Raw genomic sequence first — 19,314 nt, 5'->3', positions numbered from 1 at the left:
TTTTATTTTATGAGCTTACGCTCGATTTTGTAAGTTTTTTGAGTTGCAAAGATAAGAATTAATTATTAATGGTTAATTGTCAATGGTTAATTGTTAACGGGGTTTGCGCTGGACTTTAGGCTTTATGGTTAATTATCTTTTAATGAATTTAAAATAAAAGGAAATTAATTTTTGAAATGTTCTAAATTTCACTACCTTAAATAACCGAGATCAAGTTTATAAACCTAAATAATTGTAATTATCGCGTTAACCATTTAAAGCTAACATTAAAAATTATATATGAAGTCTAATATCCTCAAAGACAAGAGTTTTTTATTTGCCATTCGAATTGTAAAACTTTATAAACACTTAGCCAAAGAAGAACGAGAATATGTATTAAGTAAACAACTTTTAAGAAGCGGAACAAGTGTTGGAGCAATGACACGAGAAGCTGAACACGCACAAACCAAAAAAGACTTTATTCATAAATTATCAATCGCTCAGAAAGAAATTAATGAATCAATTTATTGGCTAGAATTGCTTAGAGAAACAGATTACCTATTAGAAGATCAGTTTCAAAGTATCCATAGTGATGCAGTAGAAATTATAAAAATTATCACGGCTATATTGAAAACCTCGAAGAATAATGGTTAAATATCATTTGCTAATGGTTGCTTAAAGTTTCAACGAAACGAATTAATAATAAATGCAATAAGGTTGTGGAAAGTCTCTTCACTCTCTTAAATAAGAGATTCTAAACTCATAAACCTAGATGATTATAATTATCGCGTTAACCATTAACAATTATTCTTACTTCATCATTCTCTCCGTCACCACTTCATTCTTATTTGCTAATTGACCACAAGCAGCGTCAATGTCTTTTCCGCGACTTCTTCTTACATTAACAATGATGTTTTTTTCTTCTAAGTAAGCCGCAAAACGATCTACTTTTTTTGGATCAGCTTGTTGAAACTCACCGTCGTCAATTGTATTGTATTCAATGATGTTGACTTTACAAGGGATGATTTTACAGAACTCAGCCAGCTCTTGCGCATCCTCTAATTCGTCGTTAAAGTCTTTGAAAATTATATATTCATAAGTAACACGGGTTCCCGTTTTACCATAAAAATAACGGAGCGCATCAGCAAGAGCTTCAAGGTTGTTGGTCTCGTTAATGGCCATGATATGGTCACGCTTTTTATCGTTTGCAGCATGTAAAGAAAGAGCAAGGTTAAACTTGACTTCATCATCACCTAGTTTCTTAATCATTTTTGCTATTCCTGCAGTAGAAACAGTAATTCTTTTTGGAGACATTCCTAAGCCTTCATTAGAAGTGATTTTGTCGATGCTCTCCATCATGTTCTTATAGTTCAAAAGCGGTTCACCCATCCCCATGTAAACAATATTACTCAAATTCTGGTTGTACTTTCCTTCTGATAAATTTTTTAAGTGTACAACTTGGTCAACAATTTCTCCTGCGGATAGGTTTTTGAGCAATTTTAGTTTTCCTGTAGCACAAAACTTACAAGCTAAACTACAGCCTACTTGTGAAGAAATACAAGCCGTCATTCTTGTTTTGGTTGGAATTAAAACACCCTCAACCACTTTTCCAACACCTACATTGAAAGCACATTTTATTGTGCGGTCTTTAGAAATTTGTTGCTCATCTAAAGTGATGTGATCAATGAAAAACTGTTCGTTTAATTGTTCGCGCAACTTTACACTTAAATTGGTCATCTCTTCAAATGAAGCAGCGTTTTTCTGCCACAACCATTCATAAACCTGATTGGCGCGGAAAGCTTTCTCTCCCATTTCAGTAAATGACTTCTTTAAATCTGCTTTTGTTAAAGCACGTATGTTTTTCTTGTTCTCCATAATTTGAGGTGCAAAGTTCGATGATATTTTTAGAATAGACAAGGAAGAGTACATTTTACTCAGAAAATTGCTGCAATAGTAATTTGAGACCATTGTTTTCTGATATAAGTCACTTTATTTAAATCGCTTTTCTTACTATCTTTGCAGTATGAAATGGAATGAAAGTAGAGTTAAAAGTGTTTTGACCAATAAGTGTCCAAAGTGTCATGAAGGAAAGGTATTCAAGTACAAAACTATTTTTCATCCGAAGAAATTCGATAAGATGTACGATACCTGTAGTGCATGTGGACATAAATACGAATTGGAGACCGGATTTTTCTATGGTGCAATGTATGCATCTTATGCAACAACTGTAGCTTTTTCTGTAGCTGCTTTTGTATTGACTTATTTAATTTATCCGCCAACTCCTTATTGGGTATACATCATAAATATTTTAACAATTTTAGTTGTTTTTGCCCCTTTGAACTATCGTTTAGGAAGGCTTGTATGGATTAACCTGTTTACAGGTTATGATCCTGACGCGATTAAGAATCACCAAGAAATATTAAAAGAAAATGAGCAGCTTTAAAGAGATTATTAAAGGAGATACTCCTGTTTTGGTAGACTTTTATGCGGATTGGTGTGGACCTTGTCAGACCATGAATCCCATTATTGATGAAATCAAAAGCCACTACGGTGAAAAATTGCGTGTACTTAAAATCAATGTAGATAAGAATCAGGCTGCTGCACAAAAATATAAAGTGCGTGGAGTTCCAACCTTTTTATTGTTTAAAAATGGAGAAATTAATTGGCGTTCAGCAGGTATTCATTCTCGTGCAGATTTGAAATCTGTTATTGATAAAGCGCTTTAATCACGTTTTGGTGTATCACCACGTATTATTTTCTATTACTTTTACACTATGGATGAACGTTTCGGTAAGAAATACAAGCTCTGTAGTAAAACAGTAATGGCCTCTATTTTTGAAAAAGGAAAGCAAGAAAAAGCCTACCCTTTTTTATTGCGCTACCTTAAAGCTGATTTAAAAACGGATGCAAAATTTCAAGTGGTTATTTCTGTTCCCAAACGAAAATTCAAAAAAGCTGTGGATAGAAATCGAATAAAAAGGTTGATTCGTGAAGCGGTGCGTAAGAAAAAATACATTCTTGAAGATGCAATTGAATCAGAAGACCAACAATTAGCACTCTTTTTGATATACACTGCCAGTGAAGAAGAAACTTATCAACGTATTTTAAATAAAATAGAAGTACTTTTTCTTCGTTTAGTCGAAAAGAAGGATTGATAAAGCCTTTCTTTTTTCATTACATTTGATGTTTAAACAAATAATTATATGCGCTATATTTATCTAATTGTCTTTTTTATTCTTTTGGGAGTAAACCCGAAAATTAACGCTCAGACCAATGGCTTTGAGGTGATTAAGAATCTTGAGCTCTTTGATTTAATCTACATGAATCTGGAAAAGTACTATGTAGATAATCCAAAGACGGGTGAAATATCAAAAGCCGCTATTGATGCCATGTTGCAAGAATTAGATCCTTACACAGTCTATTACCATGAGTCTAATATTGAAGATTATCGCTTAATGACAACCGGCCAATATGGTGGAATAGGCGCCATGATTCGAAAAACAGACGACTATGTAATTATTGCTGAACCTTACGAAGATATGCCCGCGGCAAAAGCAGGTTTAAAAGCTGGAGACATTATTCTTTCTATTGATGGAAGAAGTATGAAAGGACTAGATACCGAAGTTGTTTCAGATGCTTTAAAAGGAGCAAAAGGTTCAACTTTTACCTTGGAATATGAACGTCCGAATCAGGGTGTAAGTACAGTTGAAGTCGAACGTGATGAAATTAAAGTTCCGGATGTTCCGTATTATGGAATGGTCGATGAAGCTGGAAAAGTGGGTTACATTAAATTAAGTTCGTTTACGCAAACCGCTTCACGAAGTGTTAAAGAAGCTTACGGTAAGCTCAGCGATCAAGGAATGGAGAAAATAATTCTTGATTTACGTGGAAACGGCGGAGGATTGTTGATTGAGTCGATTGATATTGTTAACTTTTTTGTTGAACAAAACGAAGAAATTGTAAAAACAAAAGGAAGAATCATTGATGAAAATCGAACTTATAAGACAAGAAATAGGCCCATTGATTTGGAAATTCCTATCGTAGTGTTAGTTGATGGAATGTCTGCTTCCGCTTCAGAAATTGTTTCTGGTTCTTTGCAAGATTTAGATCGAGGGGTAATTATTGGAAGTACTACTTTTGGAAAAGGTTTGGTGCAAAGGACAATAGATTTGAAGTATGGAGCTAAAATGAAATTAACAATTGCAAAATACTATACTCCATCAGGGAGGTGTGTGCAAAAACTAGATTATTATCACAAAAATGAAGGGAAGGTTGATGAGGTTCCTGATTCTTTGATTAAGATATTCCATACGAAAAACGGTAGAGAAGTAATTGATGGACGAGGGATAGAGCCAGATATCATCATAGAGCCAGAACGATTCGCAAGATTTACAGCTGTTTTAATGGGAGAGAATATAATTTTCGATTTTGCAACTGAATTCGCCCAGAAAAATCCTGAAATTGCTCCGGCAAAAGATTTTAAAGTTTCATCCCAAGTGTACAAAGACTTTAAAGAATATGTACTAAACCAAGATTTTGAATATAAAACAGCTACTCAAGAGCATTTAGAAAGTGTGCTTGAAACTGCAGAGAAAGAAGGGTATGATGCCAAAATAAATGGAGAATACGAAGCGCTTCTTAAGGTGTTAAGTGCATCGAAAGAAGAAGATCTAGATTTGTTTGAAGCGCAAATAAAGACCTTGCTTTCTAATGAAATTGTTTCGCGCTATTACTATCAAGAAGGTCGAGTGGTTAACGGGTTTCAAGAGGATTTACCATTGAAAAAAGCAATAGAAGTACTCAACAATGAGAAAGTTTATAAGTCTATTTTAAAACCGTAAATGGCGCATGTTAGACCGACTGTTTGGTTTTAAAATCCATGATTATCTTCAAGCTTTAGGATTGTTTATTCTGGCCTTTGGGGTTCCAATGAACAAAGTCCTGATGTCCATAGGTACAATTTGGTTAGCCTCCAACCTCCTTTTGAAAGCTGATTTTTCAAACTATTGGAAAAGATGGAAAACCAATCCGATTTTCTGGTTTATCCTTTCAACCTTTGTGCTACATGTTTTGGGGCTGACTTATACAGAAGATTTAGCTTATGCTTTTCGGGATATGAACACCAAATTACCATTGTTTGTTATTCCTACGGCTTTGATTGCATTTCCCATTCAAAAGAAGTATATTGATATTATTCTCTATGGTTTCTTGGCTTCCTTGCTGATTACTTCAATTATTAATTTTTGGAATAGCACGAACCAAACTATCGAAGATTATCGAGATTTATCTTTGTTTGGGTCGCATATTCGTTATTCTTTGCTTGTTGTTACAGGAGTTTTAATTGCAGTTTATTTTTGGATAAAAAACAGGCGACTATGGTTTGTCTATTTGCTTTTATCTGTTTGGTTCTTTTACTATACCCTAATTAGTCAGGTGTTTAGCGGTTATATTGCCATGGCCTTTTTATTGCTCGGTTTCTTCCTGTACTTTCTTCAAAAAGTGAAACGCACTTCAGTAAGAAGGATTGCTGGTATTTTGTTTTTACTTTTTTGTATTGTTGTTGGAAAACAAACCTACAATTATGTTCAAGAATCCACCATAAAATATGACTTTGGTGACTTGCCAGAAAGAACAGTTTATGGTCATCTCTACTACCATGATACCACAGCAGCTTGGTTTGAGAATGGTCACCACGTTATATCATATATCGCTGGAGATGAGCTTAGAGAATCATGGGCCAAACGGTCTGATGTTGATTTTGACACCACCTTTAATGAAAAATATTCTTTAGAGTCAATTCTAATTCGCTACATGGCTTCCAAAGGTTTAAAAAAAGATCGTGATGGCATGTTACTAATGACAGATCACGATATCCAAAATGTAGAAAAAGGAGTGCCTACAATTCTAAATGATTACAGCCCAATTCAACGAAGACAAGCAAAAATAAAAAATGAAATTCTGCAGTATCTTGCCGGAGGAGATCCAGATGGAAACTCTTTATTACAGAGAATAGAGCACTGGAAAGCTGGCGCTTCTATTCTTAAAAATAACTGGGCTTTCGGAGTAGGAACAGGTGATGTACAAGCTGCTTTTGATTATGCTTATGAAAACTCTACAACACAACTTGATAAGGAAAATTGGAACCGAGCTCATAATCAATTCATGACTTTTTGGATTTCCTTTGGAGTATTTGGATTTTTAATATTCACAGGGTTTTGGCTATGGTTTTTATGGCAAAACATAAAATTAAATAAACTAATTGGAATTGGATTCGCTCTTATTGCAATTGCCTCATTTTTATCAGAAGATACCATTGAAACCCAACAAGGAGTGACTTACATTTCATTGTTTTTAGGTTTGTATAGCCTGATGAATGCTTCAGAATTAAAGGAAACAAAAGAACAGTAATCACAGTCGAGCACTACACAACTTGTGCTAGTTTTTTTGTTTGATTATATTTAGAGCACAATTTTATGACATATTTATTACACTTAAGAAAACACAAACTATAATGGCAACAGTATTTGAAACACGACTCATAGGTAATTTAGGTAAAGATGCAACGGTGAGAAAAATGGATAGGGGAGTTATCGCTATTAATTTTCCTGTAGCACACAACAAAAACTGGAGAGACAAAAAAACGGGTGAATCACGCACGAAAACCACTTGGGTAAACTGTACAATTTGGAAAAAGGAAGGGTCAAATATGCGTATTTTAGACTTTCTGAAAAGCGGAGCCTTGGTTGAACTGTTAGGAACACCTTATGCAAAAGCCTATCAACAAGAGGATGGATCTATAAAAACAGAGATTCGATTAAACATTGCCAAAACAAATATTTTAAGATCAAGTAAAAACATTTCTTCCAACACTTCTGAAGATGAGTTCAATGATAACAATAACGATGACGTGTATGGAGGGATTGATGATTACACCCTAAACGAAGATGATTTTTAGTGAGGTTAATCTGTGGAGAATTTAATTAATGAGTGATTTTTTGGCGTTCATCGAATTTATTCTATATTTGCTCTAAAATTTATCACTATGAAAAAAACACTTTCACTACTTGGAGTATTCGCTTTGTTTATAGCGGCTCCATCTTTCGCACAAGAGGGTTCTAAATCAGAACAAGCTCCTCAAATTCAAAAAGTAGAGGTTCAAAAAGCTGAAAAGGCAGTTGTTAAACCTGCGTCTAAAGCACAAAGTCTTGAAAAAAAATCAGAGCTTAAAGCTGTGAAAATCAAGCAGGAAAATCTAAAAGCTGTTGAACCGAAACGCAAGGACGAAGAGTAAAATCAAAGTCAATTCCTTTATTAAACACTATTATTATGAAAAAAAGAAATATTTTTTCAGCAGCCATTATGGCCGCTGGATTATTCGTATCCTCCTTTGCGCAAGCCCAAAGTTGTGATACCTTAAGAAACTACACAGTTCCCGCAAATAACACCTATACATTGTGGTCAAGCTCAAATGGATTGATTTTAGGACAGGATCAAGTAAACGACGGGACGGATAACTACAACACTGATGTTTGGGCTGAACCCTATAATATTGGAACTTCAAGCTCCCAAATACGGGCTGTAAGAATGCTTCCTTGGAAAATTCAAAACAATAGTGGGACAGCTTCTTTAACGGTTCAAGTTTATAATGATAACGCTGGAGAACCTGGAACAGTAATAGGTTCACAAGTAGTAGACTATGATGATTTAAATGCAGAAATGGTTTGGAGTACAATTGAGTTTGACACTCCTGTAAGTGTAACAGGAAGCTTTTTTGTTGGTTATGAGTTGTCTTTTGTAAGTCCAGTGGATTCTTTTGCATTGGCAACAACTCAGCCTGCTACGAATTTCACCATGTTTCATTTATCGGGCCCTATAGGTTCCATGTTTAATGATCAATGGATGGCACTGAGCGATGTTTACTCTTCTGGAGGAAACCCTATTAATAGTGCTTTCGCTTTTGATGTACTGCTTTCAACAGGGACTATCCCTGTTCCTGATTTTTCAGCTGGCAATACTGAAGCTTGTTTAAGTGGAGCATTTACAAACCTTGATGGATCATTATCTACTGGAACAATTGATGGATACAGATGGTGGCTTACAGATAATCCTGTTACTCAAATTCTCGCAAGTAGTACAGGAATTAATACTTCATTATCACCAACTACAGCTACTCCAACTACACAAAGAATCTATTTATGGACTGATGGAGCTTGTTTGACCAGAGGGGCTTATGCAGATGTTATTGTTAACCCAGACATTACTGCAACAGTGACGAAAACTGATGCTTTATGTGGAAACTCAAATGGTGGAATTGCCATTACGAATACAAGCGGAGGTTCTGGAACCTATTTGTATTCGGTTGACGGTGGTACCAATACGAGTCCAACACCAAACTTCTCAAACTTAGCTGCAGGAACATATGATGTTACAATAACTTCAAACGGGGATGGATGTAGCTATGCTGAAACTATTACCATTACTGATACACCTGGTGAAATACTTTCTGTAGGTGGTGGTCAAACTATTTGTGCTGGCTCTAGCGCTAATTTAACAGCTTCAGGAAACGGAACAATCGAATGGTTTGAGGGAGCGACATCAATAGGAACAGGGGCAACAATGAGTGTTTCTCCTACTGCAACTACAACTTATGATGTAGTGCTTACTGACGCAAATGGATGTACTGATACTGATCAAATTACAGTGACTGTTACCCCACTTGCTGATGCATCTTTTGCTTATAGTTCAAATACAATTTGTTTAGGAGGTTCAAACGAAACTCCAACTGTAACAACTGCCGGAGGAACATTCTCTGCTTCAGGTGCAGGTTTAGTAATTTCAGCTACAAATGGTGAAATTGATATGAGTGCAAGTACTGCTGGTACTTATGATGTAACATATACTATTTCTGGAACTTGCGGTAATTCTGAGGTGCAATCAATTACGATTACAAATAGTCCTGATGCATCTTTCTCTTATTCGGCGACTGAATTCTGCCAAAATGAAGGAGCTGTCATGCCTACTTTCCCAACAGGGGCAAGTGGTGGAACATTTACTTCTACAACTGGATTAACGATTGCATCTGGAACAGGTAGTGTTGATTTAGCTTCAAGTACTCCTGGCGTTTATGTGGTGACCAATACAATCGCAGCTTCAGGATCTTGCGCTGCATCATCTGAAACCTTTTCAATTACTGTAAAAGAAACTCCAACAGTTGATGCTGGTGCTGATCAAGCGGTTTGTGAAGGAACAGATGTTACATTAACAGCAACAGGTGCTGATACTTATGCATGGGATAATGGAATTACACAAGGAACACCTTTCACACCTGGTGTTGGTACATTGATTTATACAGTGACTGGTACAGGAGTAAATGGTTGTGAAAATACAGATCAAGTCTCAGTTGTTGTTACAGCTAATCCAACTGTTAATGCTGGTGCTGACCAAGCAGTTTGTGAAGGTGCTGATGTGACTTTGACTGCTGCAAGTACAGGTGGTACTGTAACTTGGGATAACGGTGTGACTGATGGAACACCTTTCACACCAACTACAACTACAACTTATACTGTATCAGTTGATAATAATGGATGTACTGCTACTGATGAGGTGGTAGTTACGGTTAATCCATTACCAACCGTTGATGCAGGTGCTGATCAAACAGCTTGTACAAACCATAGTGCAATTGCTTTAGCGGGAACTCCTGCTGGTGGAACTTTCTCAGGAAATGGAGTAAGCAACAATGAGTTTGACCCAGCTACAGCAGGTGTAGGAACACATACAGTGACTTATACTTATGCTGATGGGAACGGATGTGAAAATACAGCAACCCTAACTGTTACTGTTGATGGATGTGTTTCGGTTGAAGAAAACGTAATGAATCAATTAACTGTTTCACCAAACCCTTCATCTGACTATATTGAAGTTCGTGTAAATGAAAACAATTCAATTCAAAACATTCAAGTAATGTCACTTGATGGTAAAGTGGTTTCGGTAGAACAGAATGTGGTTGATCACGCAACAATTAAAATTGATGTGTCTTCAGTTGCAAAAGGAACTTACCTTATTCAATTGTCAACTGAATACGGCTTCTTGACAAGAAAGATCGTTGTTCAGTAAATAGTAGTTACAATTTGATTTTAATGGCAGCTCTATCCATAGAGCTGCCATTTTTATTTATCTTCATCGCCGGAAATGAAAACACGATTCTATTATATTGTTGAAATTCAATACCTCGGATTTCGTTATCATGGTTGGCAAAAACAACCCAACGTTATCACGGTACAAGAAATGGTACTCAAGACATTAAATTGGGTGCTTCCTGAAACAGCAAGTAAAGTACTTGCTTCTGGTAGAACAGACGCTAAAGTTTCGGTCAACCATACCTATATTGAAGTGTTTACAGATAAAAAAATAGATGACTTAGTCTGTTTTTTAGAAGAGTTTAATAAGAATCTTCCAGCAGATATTAAAGCTTTATCCATTAAACCCACCAATGCACAATTCAATATTATTCAGTCACCAAAAGTAAAAGAATACCATTATTATTTTGCTTACGGAGAAAAATTCCATCCCTACTGTGCTGCTTTTATGTGCAATATTTTATCTGATCTAGATATTGAATTAATGCAAAAAGCGGCAACCCATTTTGTGGGAGAAAGAGACTTTTATTCTTATACTTTTCGGCCTACGCCAACGACCCAAACCAGAGGTGAAGTTTTGTCTTGTGAAATCATTGAAAACACAGAATTAACCGCCTCGTTCTTTCCTGAAAAAAGTTACCTCATGAAAGTGAAAGGAATTGGTTTTAAACGCAATCAAATTCGACTCATGATGGGGATGTTAATAGAAATTGGAAGACACGAGAAATCCTGGGACGAGTTTATGGCGACTTTGAATGGAGAAAATAGAATAAAGTTAATGTATAATGCACCTGCATCAGGATTGCAATTGTATAAAGTAGATTTTATCGAGGCCGACTAAATTACTTTTCAAAACTGTCCCATTAATTTGACTTTTATCAGGTGTAGGATTTGTGGTATTTGTTTTTACGCATCACTTTTCAGCTAATTAGGCCAAGAACTGGCCAAAAAATATGATAAAACCTATCCTTTGTTGCCAACTCTTTCAAATTGTTAGACTGTGAATATTTCACTCAATCTTAATATTTTCGATGAAAACCCTTTTTTTGACAGACAAATACCCATATATTTGCGGCGAACATTTTTTTGTTCGGGTTTGATCTTTTTTCTTGTTAAAAAAAATCAAGTAAATCAGACAAGAAAAGAATAGACCAAAAATAATTTTAAACACTATTAATGATGAGAACTAATCTACTCAAACAACTCATGATTGTATGCATTTCATTTTTTGCATTAAGCAATGCGTATGGTCAATCTGCATCTTGTGATACATTGTACAATTACGTCAATGGAGATCAATTTTATAATTTTTCTGGCTCAGGGGGAACAGCGCTTGGTCATGATAGGTTATCTGATAATTCTACAGTAGACGCTTGGGCAGAACCTTACTTTGTTTCTGCATCAACTGAAGTGAGGGCGTTATACTTTGCTCCATGGACAGTTAATGATGCTGGGGGAGCTGTGACCTTTAAGGTGTATGACAATAACGCAGGAGAGCCTGGTGCTGAGTTAGCAACTGAGCTTGTGCCAATGTCTGAGTTCACCAAAAATGTTTATTATAAGGTTGAGTTTACAAGCCCTGCAACAGTTAATGGCGACTTCTTTGTTGGTTATGAATTGGCTTATACTTCACCTCAAGATTCGTTCGCGATTTCAGGAACCTTTAAACCAGGTGGTGTAAACTTTACCCAGTTTAAAAATAATGGGGTATGGGGAGAAGTTGTGGATACATATACCGTATCAGGAGACCCTTTTGTAAGTGCCTGGAGTTTACGAGTACTTACTTCTAACGCCCCTGCGCCAACTGCTGATTACACTATAAATACTGGAACTGTATGTTTGGGTGGAGCTGACTTTTTACCTGATGGGAATAATTCAATAAATTCAGACTATTATGAATACATCTTATGGGATTATGATGTCACAACAATTTATGTAGAAGAAGAAGGAGCTACTCCCACCATAACTCCAACAGTGGCAGATACCAGTCAAATTCTTGCATTGTATGCCCATGGAGGTTGTACTTCAGATGTAAAAGCGTTTTATGTTGATGTTCTAGAACCCATTACTGCATCTCATTCAGTTGTAAATACTACATGTGGAAACAATAATGGGTCTATTACGGTAACAAATCCTACAGGTGGTTCTGGAGCATATTCCTACTCCATTAATGGAAGTACTCCACAGTCTAATCCGACTTTTACAGGGCTGTCTTCTGGTAATCACACGGTTGTGGTGAGGTCATCAGGTTTGGGTTGTTCATACTCCATGAGCATTAACGTTCCATCAACTCCACAAGAAATTATTAATGTGAATCCAGGTTCGGTAATTTGTGCCGGAGAATCAGTAAATGTTTCAGCTTCAGGAAACGGAACTATAGAATGGTTTGAAAGTGGAACTTCTATTGGAACAGGAACAAGTTTAAGCGTTTCTCCTTCAATGACTACAATTTACGATGCTACATTAACAGACGCTAACGGCTGTACTGATACTAAACAAGTAACAGTTACGGTGAATGCGCTTCCAACAGTTAGTGCAGGTGCTGATATTGATATTTGTGCAGGTGAAAACACCAACATTACAGCTACTGGAGCGGTAAGTTATAGCTGGGATAACGGATTGGGTGCTGGTGCAACACATTCGGTTACTCCATCTGCTCAAACAACTTATGTGGTGACTGGTACAGATGCAAATGGTTGTGAAAATACAGATCAAGTCACTGTTGATGTTCATGCTTTGCCAACAATATCGGCAAGTAGCGATGTAACGATTTGTGAAGGAGAAAGTACTGTAGTTTCAGCTACTGGAGGAAGTACATATGCTTGGGATAATGGACTTGGAGCAGGTGCTTCTCATTCAGTTACACCATCTGCTCAAACAACTTATGCAGTGACTGGAACAGATGCCAATGGATGTACTGCGTCAGACCAAGTAACTGTAAACGTAAATGCATTACCGGTTATTTCTGCTGGAAGTGATGTGGCCATTTGTTTAGGAGATAATGCGACCATTTCTGCAAGTGGAGGAACCGCATATGCATGGGATAACGGATTAGGTGCTGGCGCATCACATACTGTTAGTCCTTCAGGAACAACAACCTATCAAGTAACAGGTACAGGAGCAAATGGATGTGAGAACACTTCATTTGTTACTGTAACAGTAAACCCTTACGATGATGCAAGTTTCACTTTCAATAATTTTTGTGAACTTTCAACCACAAATGGGCCTAGCAATATTATAACACCAGGTGGAACTTTTAGTTTCAACCCTGTACCAGCTGATGGAGCAACCATTAATCCTACCACTGGTGAAATTTCAAACGGTGTGAATGGAGCTAATTATACTGTTGAATACACTACGAATGGATCTTGTCCAAGTACTTCAACAGCAACGGTAAGTGTTCAAAGTAATGATGACCCTTCTTTTTCTTATGATAATATTTGTTTAGGAAATGGACTCACGGTGTTGCCAAGTAATATTGCTACTCCAGGTGGGACATACGCTTTCTATACTGCGCCAACCGATGGTGCAACAATAAATACATCAACTGGGGAAGTTCTTAATCCAACTTTGGGAACAACTTATGCCATTGAATACACTACACCTACTGGAGCTTGTCAATCTTCTACGGTTCAAAACATAACTGTTTATACAGCACCAACCGTTTCACTTTCTGCGACAGTGCCAACAATTTGTATGAATGAATCAACAGACTTACAAGCAACAGGAAATGCAACGAATTATACTTGGAATAATGGTTTAAACAATGGAACGACTCATTCCGTTAGTCCATCTACAACAACAACTTATACAGTTACAGGTACAGATGGGAATGGATGTACAAATTCAGCCAGTCAAACCATTAACGTAAATTCTTTACCTATCGTTGATGCTGGTGCTGATCAAACAGTATGTGAAAATGAAACGGTGAACATGACTGCAACAGGAGCGGTTTCTTATGTTTGGGATAACGGATTAGGAAATGGTGCAACTCAGTCGTTTTCAGCAACGATAACTGAAACTTATACTGTGACCGGAACAGATGCTAACAACTGTGAAAATTCAGATCAAATTACGATTACTGTTAATTCATTACCAGTGGTTGATGCTGGTCAAGATGTATCCATTTGTAATGGAGATCAAATTACTTTAACCGCAAATGGAGCGAATACATATAATTGGGATAATGGCTTAGGAGCTGGAGCAGCGCATAATGTGTCTCCAACAATTACAACAACTTATACTGTTACAGGGACTGGATTGAATGCATGTGAAAATACAGATCAAATAACGGTTACGGTAACCAATATTCCAACGGTAAATGCGGGTGTTGACCAAACGGTCTGTGAAAATTCAGAGGTAACGCTAACGGCTACTTCTTCAACTGGAAGTACAGTAACTTGGGACAATGGAATTGTTGATGGAACTCCGTTTACTGTTACAACGAGTACAACTTATACTGCAACAGCAGATTTAAACGGGTGTACTGCAACCGACCAAGTAGTCATTAACGTAAATCCACTGCCATCTGTGTCGGCCGGGAATAATCAAACAGCTTGTACAAATCATGACCCTATTGCCTTAACAGGATCTCCTGCTGGAGGAATATTCTCAGGTACAGGAGTGAGTAATAATGAGTTTGATCCTGCAACAGCAGGAATTGGAACACATACGCTCACTTATGCTTACACTGATGGAAACGGATGTGAAAACACTGCAAGTATTACAATAACAGTTGACGGCTGCGTTGCTGTTGTAGAAAACGAAATGAATCAGTTGACTGTTTCGCCAAACCCAGCGTCAGATTATATTGAAGTGCGTGTAAATGAAAACATTTCAATTCAAAACATTCAAATTATTTCTCTTGAAGGAAAAGTGGTTTCATTAGAGCAAACATATGTTGATAAGGCTACAATTAAAATTGATGTATCAACTGCTGCAAAAGGAACTTACTTTATTCAATTGACCACTGACTATGGATATTTAACAAGAAAAATTATTGTTCAATAAGAGCTTGTTGCATTTAGACTTTAACGGCAGTACTATTCTTTAGGGCTGCCGTTTATTATTTATTAATAATCATGTAATTGTACCATTACATATTTATCCAATGATTCAATGGTTGAAAGAAAAAAGCGACGCGAAAATTACTTTTGATAACGATGATGTATTCTCCATACAGGAAAAGAGTCTGGGGAAGAAGGCGAAAGTAAAATAACATTCACCTCAATTGAAGAAGATAAGATTACGGCAACTTTTTCCGGTGTAATTCACAATAAAAATGGACAGCGGGCTACAGTTGAAGGTAAACTTTATACAATCCCAAAAAAGAAGAAACCTTAGGAGTATTCTTTTATAGGCAAATACATAAAATAAAAAGTCCTTGGAGCATGACCAAGGACTTTTTATTTTAGAATTAATGTGTTGTTGTTACGGTACTATTTGTACGGATTGATTTGCAGGCCTGTATCGACTTCTAATTCTTCCGCCTTTACTTGTTCCTTCTGTAACATCATGTGCTTCAACACGATCCATATAAACAGTGGAACCACCTACAGCTAAGTTACTTAATTGATTAACGCCCAGAATAATATTGGTTGATCCAACTTGATTTTGAACAGCAAGCGCATCTTGTCCCCATGTCCATGATCCGATAAAGACACTTACGTATTCGTTAGCTCCTAATGGACTTCCTACCCAAGTTAATGTATTGGCTTGAGATTTTACTATTGTATCAAAATGAGGTTCGAAATCGATGTTTGTTGTACTTGAAACTGTATTGTTGTAAACATCACCATTCACATCAACATATTTAAAGGTTCCTGCAGTCACTTCTCCAGCATACTCTTTTGCATGTCCTGCATATAAATTATTATACGTTAAAGTGTCGGTGTTGTATAGAACATGAGCTCCATCACTCAATTCTAAAACAGTTCCAGTGGCATCACCAAACCGAAAACGAGCAATCACTACTGTTTTATCGGAATTTGCATTGTAAAACATTTCATAATCAGTATAGATTTTATCCTGATTAACATCAACAGAGTCTTCTTTGTTACACCCCATAAGTAGGCTAAATAATAAGCAAGGAAAAATTAGTTTTTTCATAGTTTTAGCGTTTTAGTTATTTTTTAAATCAACTACAAAATAAGTAAATATAAGAGATCATCAAAAAAACCAATAACTTTTTATTCTTCAGGGTCATAGGGGTTGAGTGTCTGCTTTTCTATTTCCAGAAATAGGAATACATTTTAAATTACTTATTTTCGCCACTGTGGAAATAATACATAACGTTATAGAAGGTCTAATCAACACCTCTCCTATAGAATGGGCAGGTGTTTTATTAGGAACATGCTACTTGATTTTTATCGCTTATAAGAACAGGTGGGGATGGTATTTTGCTATGGCTAACACTGCAGTGTATACTTACTTGTGTTATACCGTTGGGCTCTATATCGAATCAGGATTACAAGTTTTTTATTTCGTAATGGCTATTTATGGTTGGATTTCATGGAATAAAACCACGAACAAAGATCAAAAAATAATTAGATGGCCATTAAAGTATCATGTTTTAAACATTGGGGTAAGTGCTTTAGTTACATATTTACTGGGATACTTAATGGTGACTTATACAGATCAACAAAATCCATATCTCGATGCATTTTCAACTGTTTTCAGTCTTGTTGCTACTTATATGGTAACACAACGTGTTTTGGAAAATTGGATCTATTGGATTGTAATCGATACGGCTTTAATTTTCCTTTACAGTTCACGTGGAATGGACCTTACAGGCTTCCACTATTTAGTCTATACCATAATTGCTATTTTTGCTTTTAATTCATGGTATAAAATGTATAAAGCACAGTACAATTGAAAATAGTATTTACAGGACCTGAAAGTTCAGGAAAAACAAGTTTATCGCAAGCTGTAGCAAATCATTTCGATGCCCAGTGGTTTCCAGAACATGCAAGAGCATACCTTCTTCAACGCGACGGAAAATATGATTTTGATGATATTGAACAAATTGGAGTAGAACAAGATAAACTTCGCATTTCTCAAGAGAAGAGAGGAATTAAAATTTACGATACTGAAGCAACTGTCCTCTATATTTGGTCTATGTTTAAATACCAAAAGTATAGCCCTAAAGTAAAATCATTGATGGGTAGTCAACGCTTTACTCATTATTTTTTGTGCAGTCCAGAAGGAATTCCATGGGAGGAAGATCCTTTAAGGGAGAGTCCAAATGAAAGAGAAGAACTGTTTGATTTATATCTTGAAGAATTGCAAAAGCGTAAGGTGGATTTTACCATATTAAAAGGCAGTTTCGAATCTCGCAAAAAGAAAGCGGTAGAAATTATCGAAGAAATCAGCCTTTCTCAAGGTGGTTTTTGTGTTTAACTCATTTCTGATTAAAATCAAGTTAAATTTTACTGAATAACAGGCTTATTGTTTATCTTTGGAGCATGAAAAAGTGGCTTCCTTATATTATTTTATTAGTTGCTTTTATTTTTTTCTTTACCGGAGATGTAGAAGCACAATGTTCACAGTGTAAATTACTCGCAGAACAAAGCGGTAATTCAATCGACGACAAAATCTTGGATAACAACAATGGGAACAATATGAACTCAGCAATTTTATACATTATGGCCTCGCCGTACATATTATTGGCAATTGTAACCTTATTGTTTAGAAAGAAAATCAAGAAATTGTTGAACAAGAGTTTTTCGTCAAAATCAAGCCAGCCATAGTTTATTCAATAGTTGACTTAATCCTTTAAGGCAATTAACTTTCTTTTAATTGATTCGAGACTTTCTATTAATGCTTCCTGATCGAAAGTTGGAGGGGCTTCTTTGAGTTCAATATCTCCGTTTTTTAAAGCCTTTTTTGCACCTTCCAAAGTATGGCCATCAATTTTAACCAATTGATAAATCTTCTGTAGTTCTAGAATGTTATCAGGAGTAAACAAACGATTGCCTTTTTTATTCTTTTTCGGCTTTATAGAAGAAAATTCCTTTTCCCAAAAACGAATGAGTGATGTGTTAACATCAAACATTTTTGCGACTTCCCCTATTGAATAATAGAGCTTTGTTAATTCTGAAGCTTTAATCATAACTTAAGTTCATTAGGGCTAAATTAGTGAAAATAAAGCAACAATAAAGAGGGTGTAACGGAAAAGTTATATTCAACTAGTCCATAGACTTTAATGCATTTTTGGAAATTTCCACAATTTGTTCATACTGCTCCGGTGTAAGGTCAGAATGGAAATAGTTAATTGGACTCACTTTCTGTCCGTCCTTTTCAACTTCATAATGTAAGTGCGGTCCAGTAGATTTACCAGAATTTCCAACTAACCCAATGAGGTCTCCTCGTTTCACAGTGTCCCCTGCTTTTACCTTAAATGCACTTAAGTGGGCGTATCTGGTTTTGTATCCAAACCCATGGTCAATAACAATTTCTTTACCGTATCCCCAACTGTTTACCCGTGTTACTTCAACTACCCCGCCTCCAGTGGCGTATACATCTGTACCTACTTCGGCGGAAAAATCTAATCCCCAGTGCATTTTTCTTGTCCCATAAACTGGGTCTATTCTCCAGCCATAACCAGAAGCCATGCGTTTTAATTCTTTGTTGTTGACAGGTTGAATTGCTGGTAATGAGGCAAGTCTGACTTGATGCTCTTTTGCTAAGTTCGTTAACTCCTTAAATGAAAGACTCTGTGCATGTAATTTTCTCTCTAATTCATCAAGTTTGGAAAAAGTTTGAATGAGTAATTCACCGTTTGATTTGTTCTTGTATGAACTATATGCATCACTACCTCCAACACCCATTAATCTTAATTCCTCTGGGAATTCTTTTGCTCCAAGCGCTGTTCTATATAGTTCTTCATCACGTTGCTTTATAACTTCAGCAACTTGGTTAACAACCCCCATTCGTTCTTGAACTAAAGCGTATTCTGTCTTTAATTCTGCGAGCTCTTTTTTAAGCGCCACCTCCTTTGGAGAGTCTATTCGATAAGCGATAAAGAAAGCAAAAACTAAACTCAATACGATGGTCGGTGCAATAAATATTACCCCACGTAAAATGCGTTCGCCCATAGAGCGTTTAACTTTTTCGTAAGAAAGCGTTTTTGGATTGTACCGAAACTTCGTCTTTGTCATTATTTATCGTATAAAACATCGCAAAATTATGTAAATAATCT

18 protein-coding genes are annotated in these 19,314 nt (G+C 36.3%); 14 read left to right on the top strand and 4 right to left on the bottom strand.

What is annotated here, in order from left to right; genetic code table 11:
• The first annotated feature begins 279 nt into the window (after nt 1-279).
• Nucleotides 280-633: a four helix bundle protein gene (locus ACN0U3_RS00720; protein ID WP_417264760.1), complete on the top strand. Its 354-nt coding sequence runs from the start codon at nt 280-282 to the stop codon at nt 631-633.
• A gap of 156 nt (nt 634-789) precedes the next feature.
• Here ACN0U3_RS00720 and rlmN read toward each other — a convergent pair whose 3' ends face one another.
• Nucleotides 790-1,854 (bottom strand): 23S rRNA (adenine(2503)-C(2))-methyltransferase RlmN, encoded by a 1,065-nt coding sequence (gene rlmN, locus ACN0U3_RS00715; protein WP_417264759.1) that lies wholly within the window; start codon nt 1,852-1,854, stop codon nt 790-792.
• 148 nt (nt 1,855-2,002) lie between these two features.
• Between rlmN and ACN0U3_RS00710 the strand changes: the two genes are divergently transcribed.
• From ACN0U3_RS00710 to ACN0U3_RS00665, 10 genes are all read left to right on the top strand, one after another.
• Complete coding sequence (locus tag ACN0U3_RS00710; protein WP_299203028.1) at nt 2,003-2,422, top strand: DUF983 domain-containing protein; 420 nt, start codon at nt 2,003-2,005, stop codon at nt 2,420-2,422.
• Nucleotides 2,409-2,705: a thioredoxin gene (gene trxA, locus ACN0U3_RS00705; protein WP_299203031.1), complete on the top strand. Its 297-nt coding sequence runs from the start codon at nt 2,409-2,411 to the stop codon at nt 2,703-2,705. Before ACN0U3_RS00710 ends, trxA begins: the two co-directional genes overlap by 14 nt.
• A 48-nt stretch (nt 2,706-2,753) precedes the next feature.
• Nucleotides 2,754-3,134 (top strand): ribonuclease P protein component, encoded by a 381-nt coding sequence (gene rnpA / locus ACN0U3_RS00700; RefSeq protein WP_417264758.1) that lies wholly within the window; start codon nt 2,754-2,756, stop codon nt 3,132-3,134.
• Between the two features lie 48 nt (nt 3,135-3,182).
• On the top strand, nt 3,183-4,820 hold the full coding sequence (locus ACN0U3_RS00695; RefSeq protein ID WP_417264757.1) for a S41 family peptidase: 1,638 nt from the start codon (nt 3,183-3,185) through the stop codon (nt 4,818-4,820).
• A gap of 7 nt (nt 4,821-4,827) precedes the next feature.
• On the top strand, nt 4,828-6,387 hold the full coding sequence (locus tag ACN0U3_RS00690; protein ID WP_417264756.1) for an O-antigen ligase family protein: 1,560 nt from the start codon (nt 4,828-4,830) through the stop codon (nt 6,385-6,387).
• Between the two features lie 103 nt (nt 6,388-6,490).
• Nucleotides 6,491-6,934 (top strand): single-stranded DNA-binding protein, encoded by a 444-nt coding sequence (locus tag ACN0U3_RS00685; protein ID WP_417264755.1) that lies wholly within the window; start codon nt 6,491-6,493, stop codon nt 6,932-6,934.
• A gap of 87 nt (nt 6,935-7,021) precedes the next feature.
• Complete coding sequence (locus ACN0U3_RS00680; protein ID WP_299203046.1) at nt 7,022-7,270, top strand: hypothetical protein; 249 nt, start codon at nt 7,022-7,024, stop codon at nt 7,268-7,270.
• 35 nt (nt 7,271-7,305) lie between these two features.
• A complete protein-coding gene (locus ACN0U3_RS00675; RefSeq protein WP_417264754.1) occupies nt 7,306-10,092 on the top strand; it encodes a T9SS type A sorting domain-containing protein in 2,787 nt (928 codons plus the stop codon).
• A 75-nt stretch (nt 10,093-10,167) separates the two neighbouring features.
• Entirely contained in the window at nt 10,168-10,956 is a 789-nt protein-coding gene (locus ACN0U3_RS00670; RefSeq protein WP_299203052.1) for a tRNA pseudouridine(38-40) synthase TruA, read from the top strand.
• Nucleotides 10,957-11,294: 338 nt separating this feature from the next.
• Complete coding sequence (locus ACN0U3_RS00665; RefSeq protein ID WP_417264753.1) at nt 11,295-15,125, top strand: T9SS type A sorting domain-containing protein; 3,831 nt, start codon at nt 11,295-11,297, stop codon at nt 15,123-15,125.
• A gap of 420 nt (nt 15,126-15,545) precedes the next feature.
• Here ACN0U3_RS00665 and ACN0U3_RS00660 read toward each other — a convergent pair whose 3' ends face one another.
• On the bottom strand, nt 15,546-16,223 hold the full coding sequence (locus ACN0U3_RS00660) for a hypothetical protein (protein WP_417264752.1): 678 nt from the start codon (nt 16,221-16,223) through the stop codon (nt 15,546-15,548).
• 166 nt (nt 16,224-16,389) lie between these two features.
• On the opposite strand from ACN0U3_RS00660, the gene pnuC reads away from it, so the two are divergent.
• The 3 genes from pnuC to ACN0U3_RS00645 all read left to right on the top strand — a co-directional run bounded on the left by pnuC (nt 16,390) and on the right by ACN0U3_RS00645 (nt 17,863).
• Nucleotides 16,390-16,989, top strand: coding sequence for a nicotinamide riboside transporter PnuC (pnuC, locus tag ACN0U3_RS00655; protein WP_417264751.1), 600 nt, complete (start codon nt 16,390-16,392; stop codon nt 16,987-16,989).
• On the top strand, nt 16,986-17,513 hold the full coding sequence (locus ACN0U3_RS00650; RefSeq protein ID WP_417264750.1) for an AAA family ATPase: 528 nt from the start codon (nt 16,986-16,988) through the stop codon (nt 17,511-17,513). Before pnuC ends, ACN0U3_RS00650 begins: the two co-directional genes overlap by 4 nt.
• A gap of 65 nt (nt 17,514-17,578) precedes the next feature.
• A complete protein-coding gene (locus tag ACN0U3_RS00645) occupies nt 17,579-17,863 on the top strand; it encodes a hypothetical protein (RefSeq protein WP_417264749.1) in 285 nt (94 codons plus the stop codon).
• Between the two features lie 17 nt (nt 17,864-17,880).
• Here ACN0U3_RS00645 and ACN0U3_RS00640 read toward each other — a convergent pair whose 3' ends face one another.
• Entirely contained in the window at nt 17,881-18,225 is a 345-nt protein-coding gene (locus ACN0U3_RS00640) for a MerR family transcriptional regulator (protein WP_417264748.1), read from the bottom strand.
• 76 nt (nt 18,226-18,301) lie between these two features.
• Complete coding sequence (locus ACN0U3_RS00635; RefSeq protein WP_299203070.1) at nt 18,302-19,273, bottom strand: M23 family metallopeptidase; 972 nt, start codon at nt 19,271-19,273, stop codon at nt 18,302-18,304.
• Nucleotides 19,274-19,314 lie beyond the last annotated feature (41 nt).

Origin of the sequence: Brumimicrobium sp. (genome assembly GCF_048268645.1) — a bacterium.
Lineage (GTDB): Bacteria > Bacteroidota > Bacteroidia > Flavobacteriales_D > Crocinitomicaceae > Brumimicrobium > Brumimicrobium ulvae.
This window is presented reverse-complemented; position numbering and strand designations above follow the sequence as displayed.

Excerpts from the sequence above, each read along its gene's own strand:
- ACN0U3_RS00720 (WP_417264760.1), top strand. The coding sequence starts at position 280 with ATGAAGTCTAATATCCTCAAAGACAAGAGTTTTTTATTTGCCATTCGA.
- rlmN (WP_417264759.1), bottom strand. The coding sequence starts at position 1,854 with ATGGAGAACAAGAAAAACATACGTGCTTTAACAAAAGCAGATTTAAAG.
- ACN0U3_RS00710 (WP_299203028.1), top strand. The coding sequence starts at position 2,003 with ATGAAATGGAATGAAAGTAGAGTTAAAAGTGTTTTGACCAATAAGTGT.
- trxA (WP_299203031.1), top strand. The coding sequence starts at position 2,409 with ATGAGCAGCTTTAAAGAGATTATTAAAGGAGATACTCCTGTTTTGGTA.
- rnpA (WP_417264758.1), top strand. The coding sequence starts at position 2,754 with ATGGATGAACGTTTCGGTAAGAAATACAAGCTCTGTAGTAAAACAGTA.
- ACN0U3_RS00695 (WP_417264757.1), top strand. The coding sequence starts at position 3,183 with ATGCGCTATATTTATCTAATTGTCTTTTTTATTCTTTTGGGAGTAAAC.
- ACN0U3_RS00690 (WP_417264756.1), top strand. The coding sequence starts at position 4,828 with ATGTTAGACCGACTGTTTGGTTTTAAAATCCATGATTATCTTCAAGCT.
- ACN0U3_RS00685 (WP_417264755.1), top strand. The coding sequence starts at position 6,491 with ATGGCAACAGTATTTGAAACACGACTCATAGGTAATTTAGGTAAAGAT.
- ACN0U3_RS00680 (WP_299203046.1), top strand. The coding sequence starts at position 7,022 with ATGAAAAAAACACTTTCACTACTTGGAGTATTCGCTTTGTTTATAGCG.
- ACN0U3_RS00675 (WP_417264754.1), top strand. The coding sequence starts at position 7,306 with ATGAAAAAAAGAAATATTTTTTCAGCAGCCATTATGGCCGCTGGATTA.
- ACN0U3_RS00670 (WP_299203052.1), top strand. The coding sequence starts at position 10,168 with ATGAAAACACGATTCTATTATATTGTTGAAATTCAATACCTCGGATTT.
- ACN0U3_RS00665 (WP_417264753.1), top strand. The coding sequence starts at position 11,295 with ATGAGAACTAATCTACTCAAACAACTCATGATTGTATGCATTTCATTT.
- ACN0U3_RS00660 (WP_417264752.1), bottom strand. The coding sequence starts at position 16,223 with ATGAAAAAACTAATTTTTCCTTGCTTATTATTTAGCCTACTTATGGGG.
- ACN0U3_RS00645 (WP_417264749.1), top strand. The coding sequence starts at position 17,579 with ATGAAAAAGTGGCTTCCTTATATTATTTTATTAGTTGCTTTTATTTTT.
- ACN0U3_RS00640 (WP_417264748.1), bottom strand. The coding sequence starts at position 18,225 with ATGATTAAAGCTTCAGAATTAACAAAGCTCTATTATTCAATAGGGGAA.
- ACN0U3_RS00635 (WP_299203070.1), bottom strand. The coding sequence starts at position 19,273 with ATGACAAAGACGAAGTTTCGGTACAATCCAAAAACGCTTTCTTACGAA.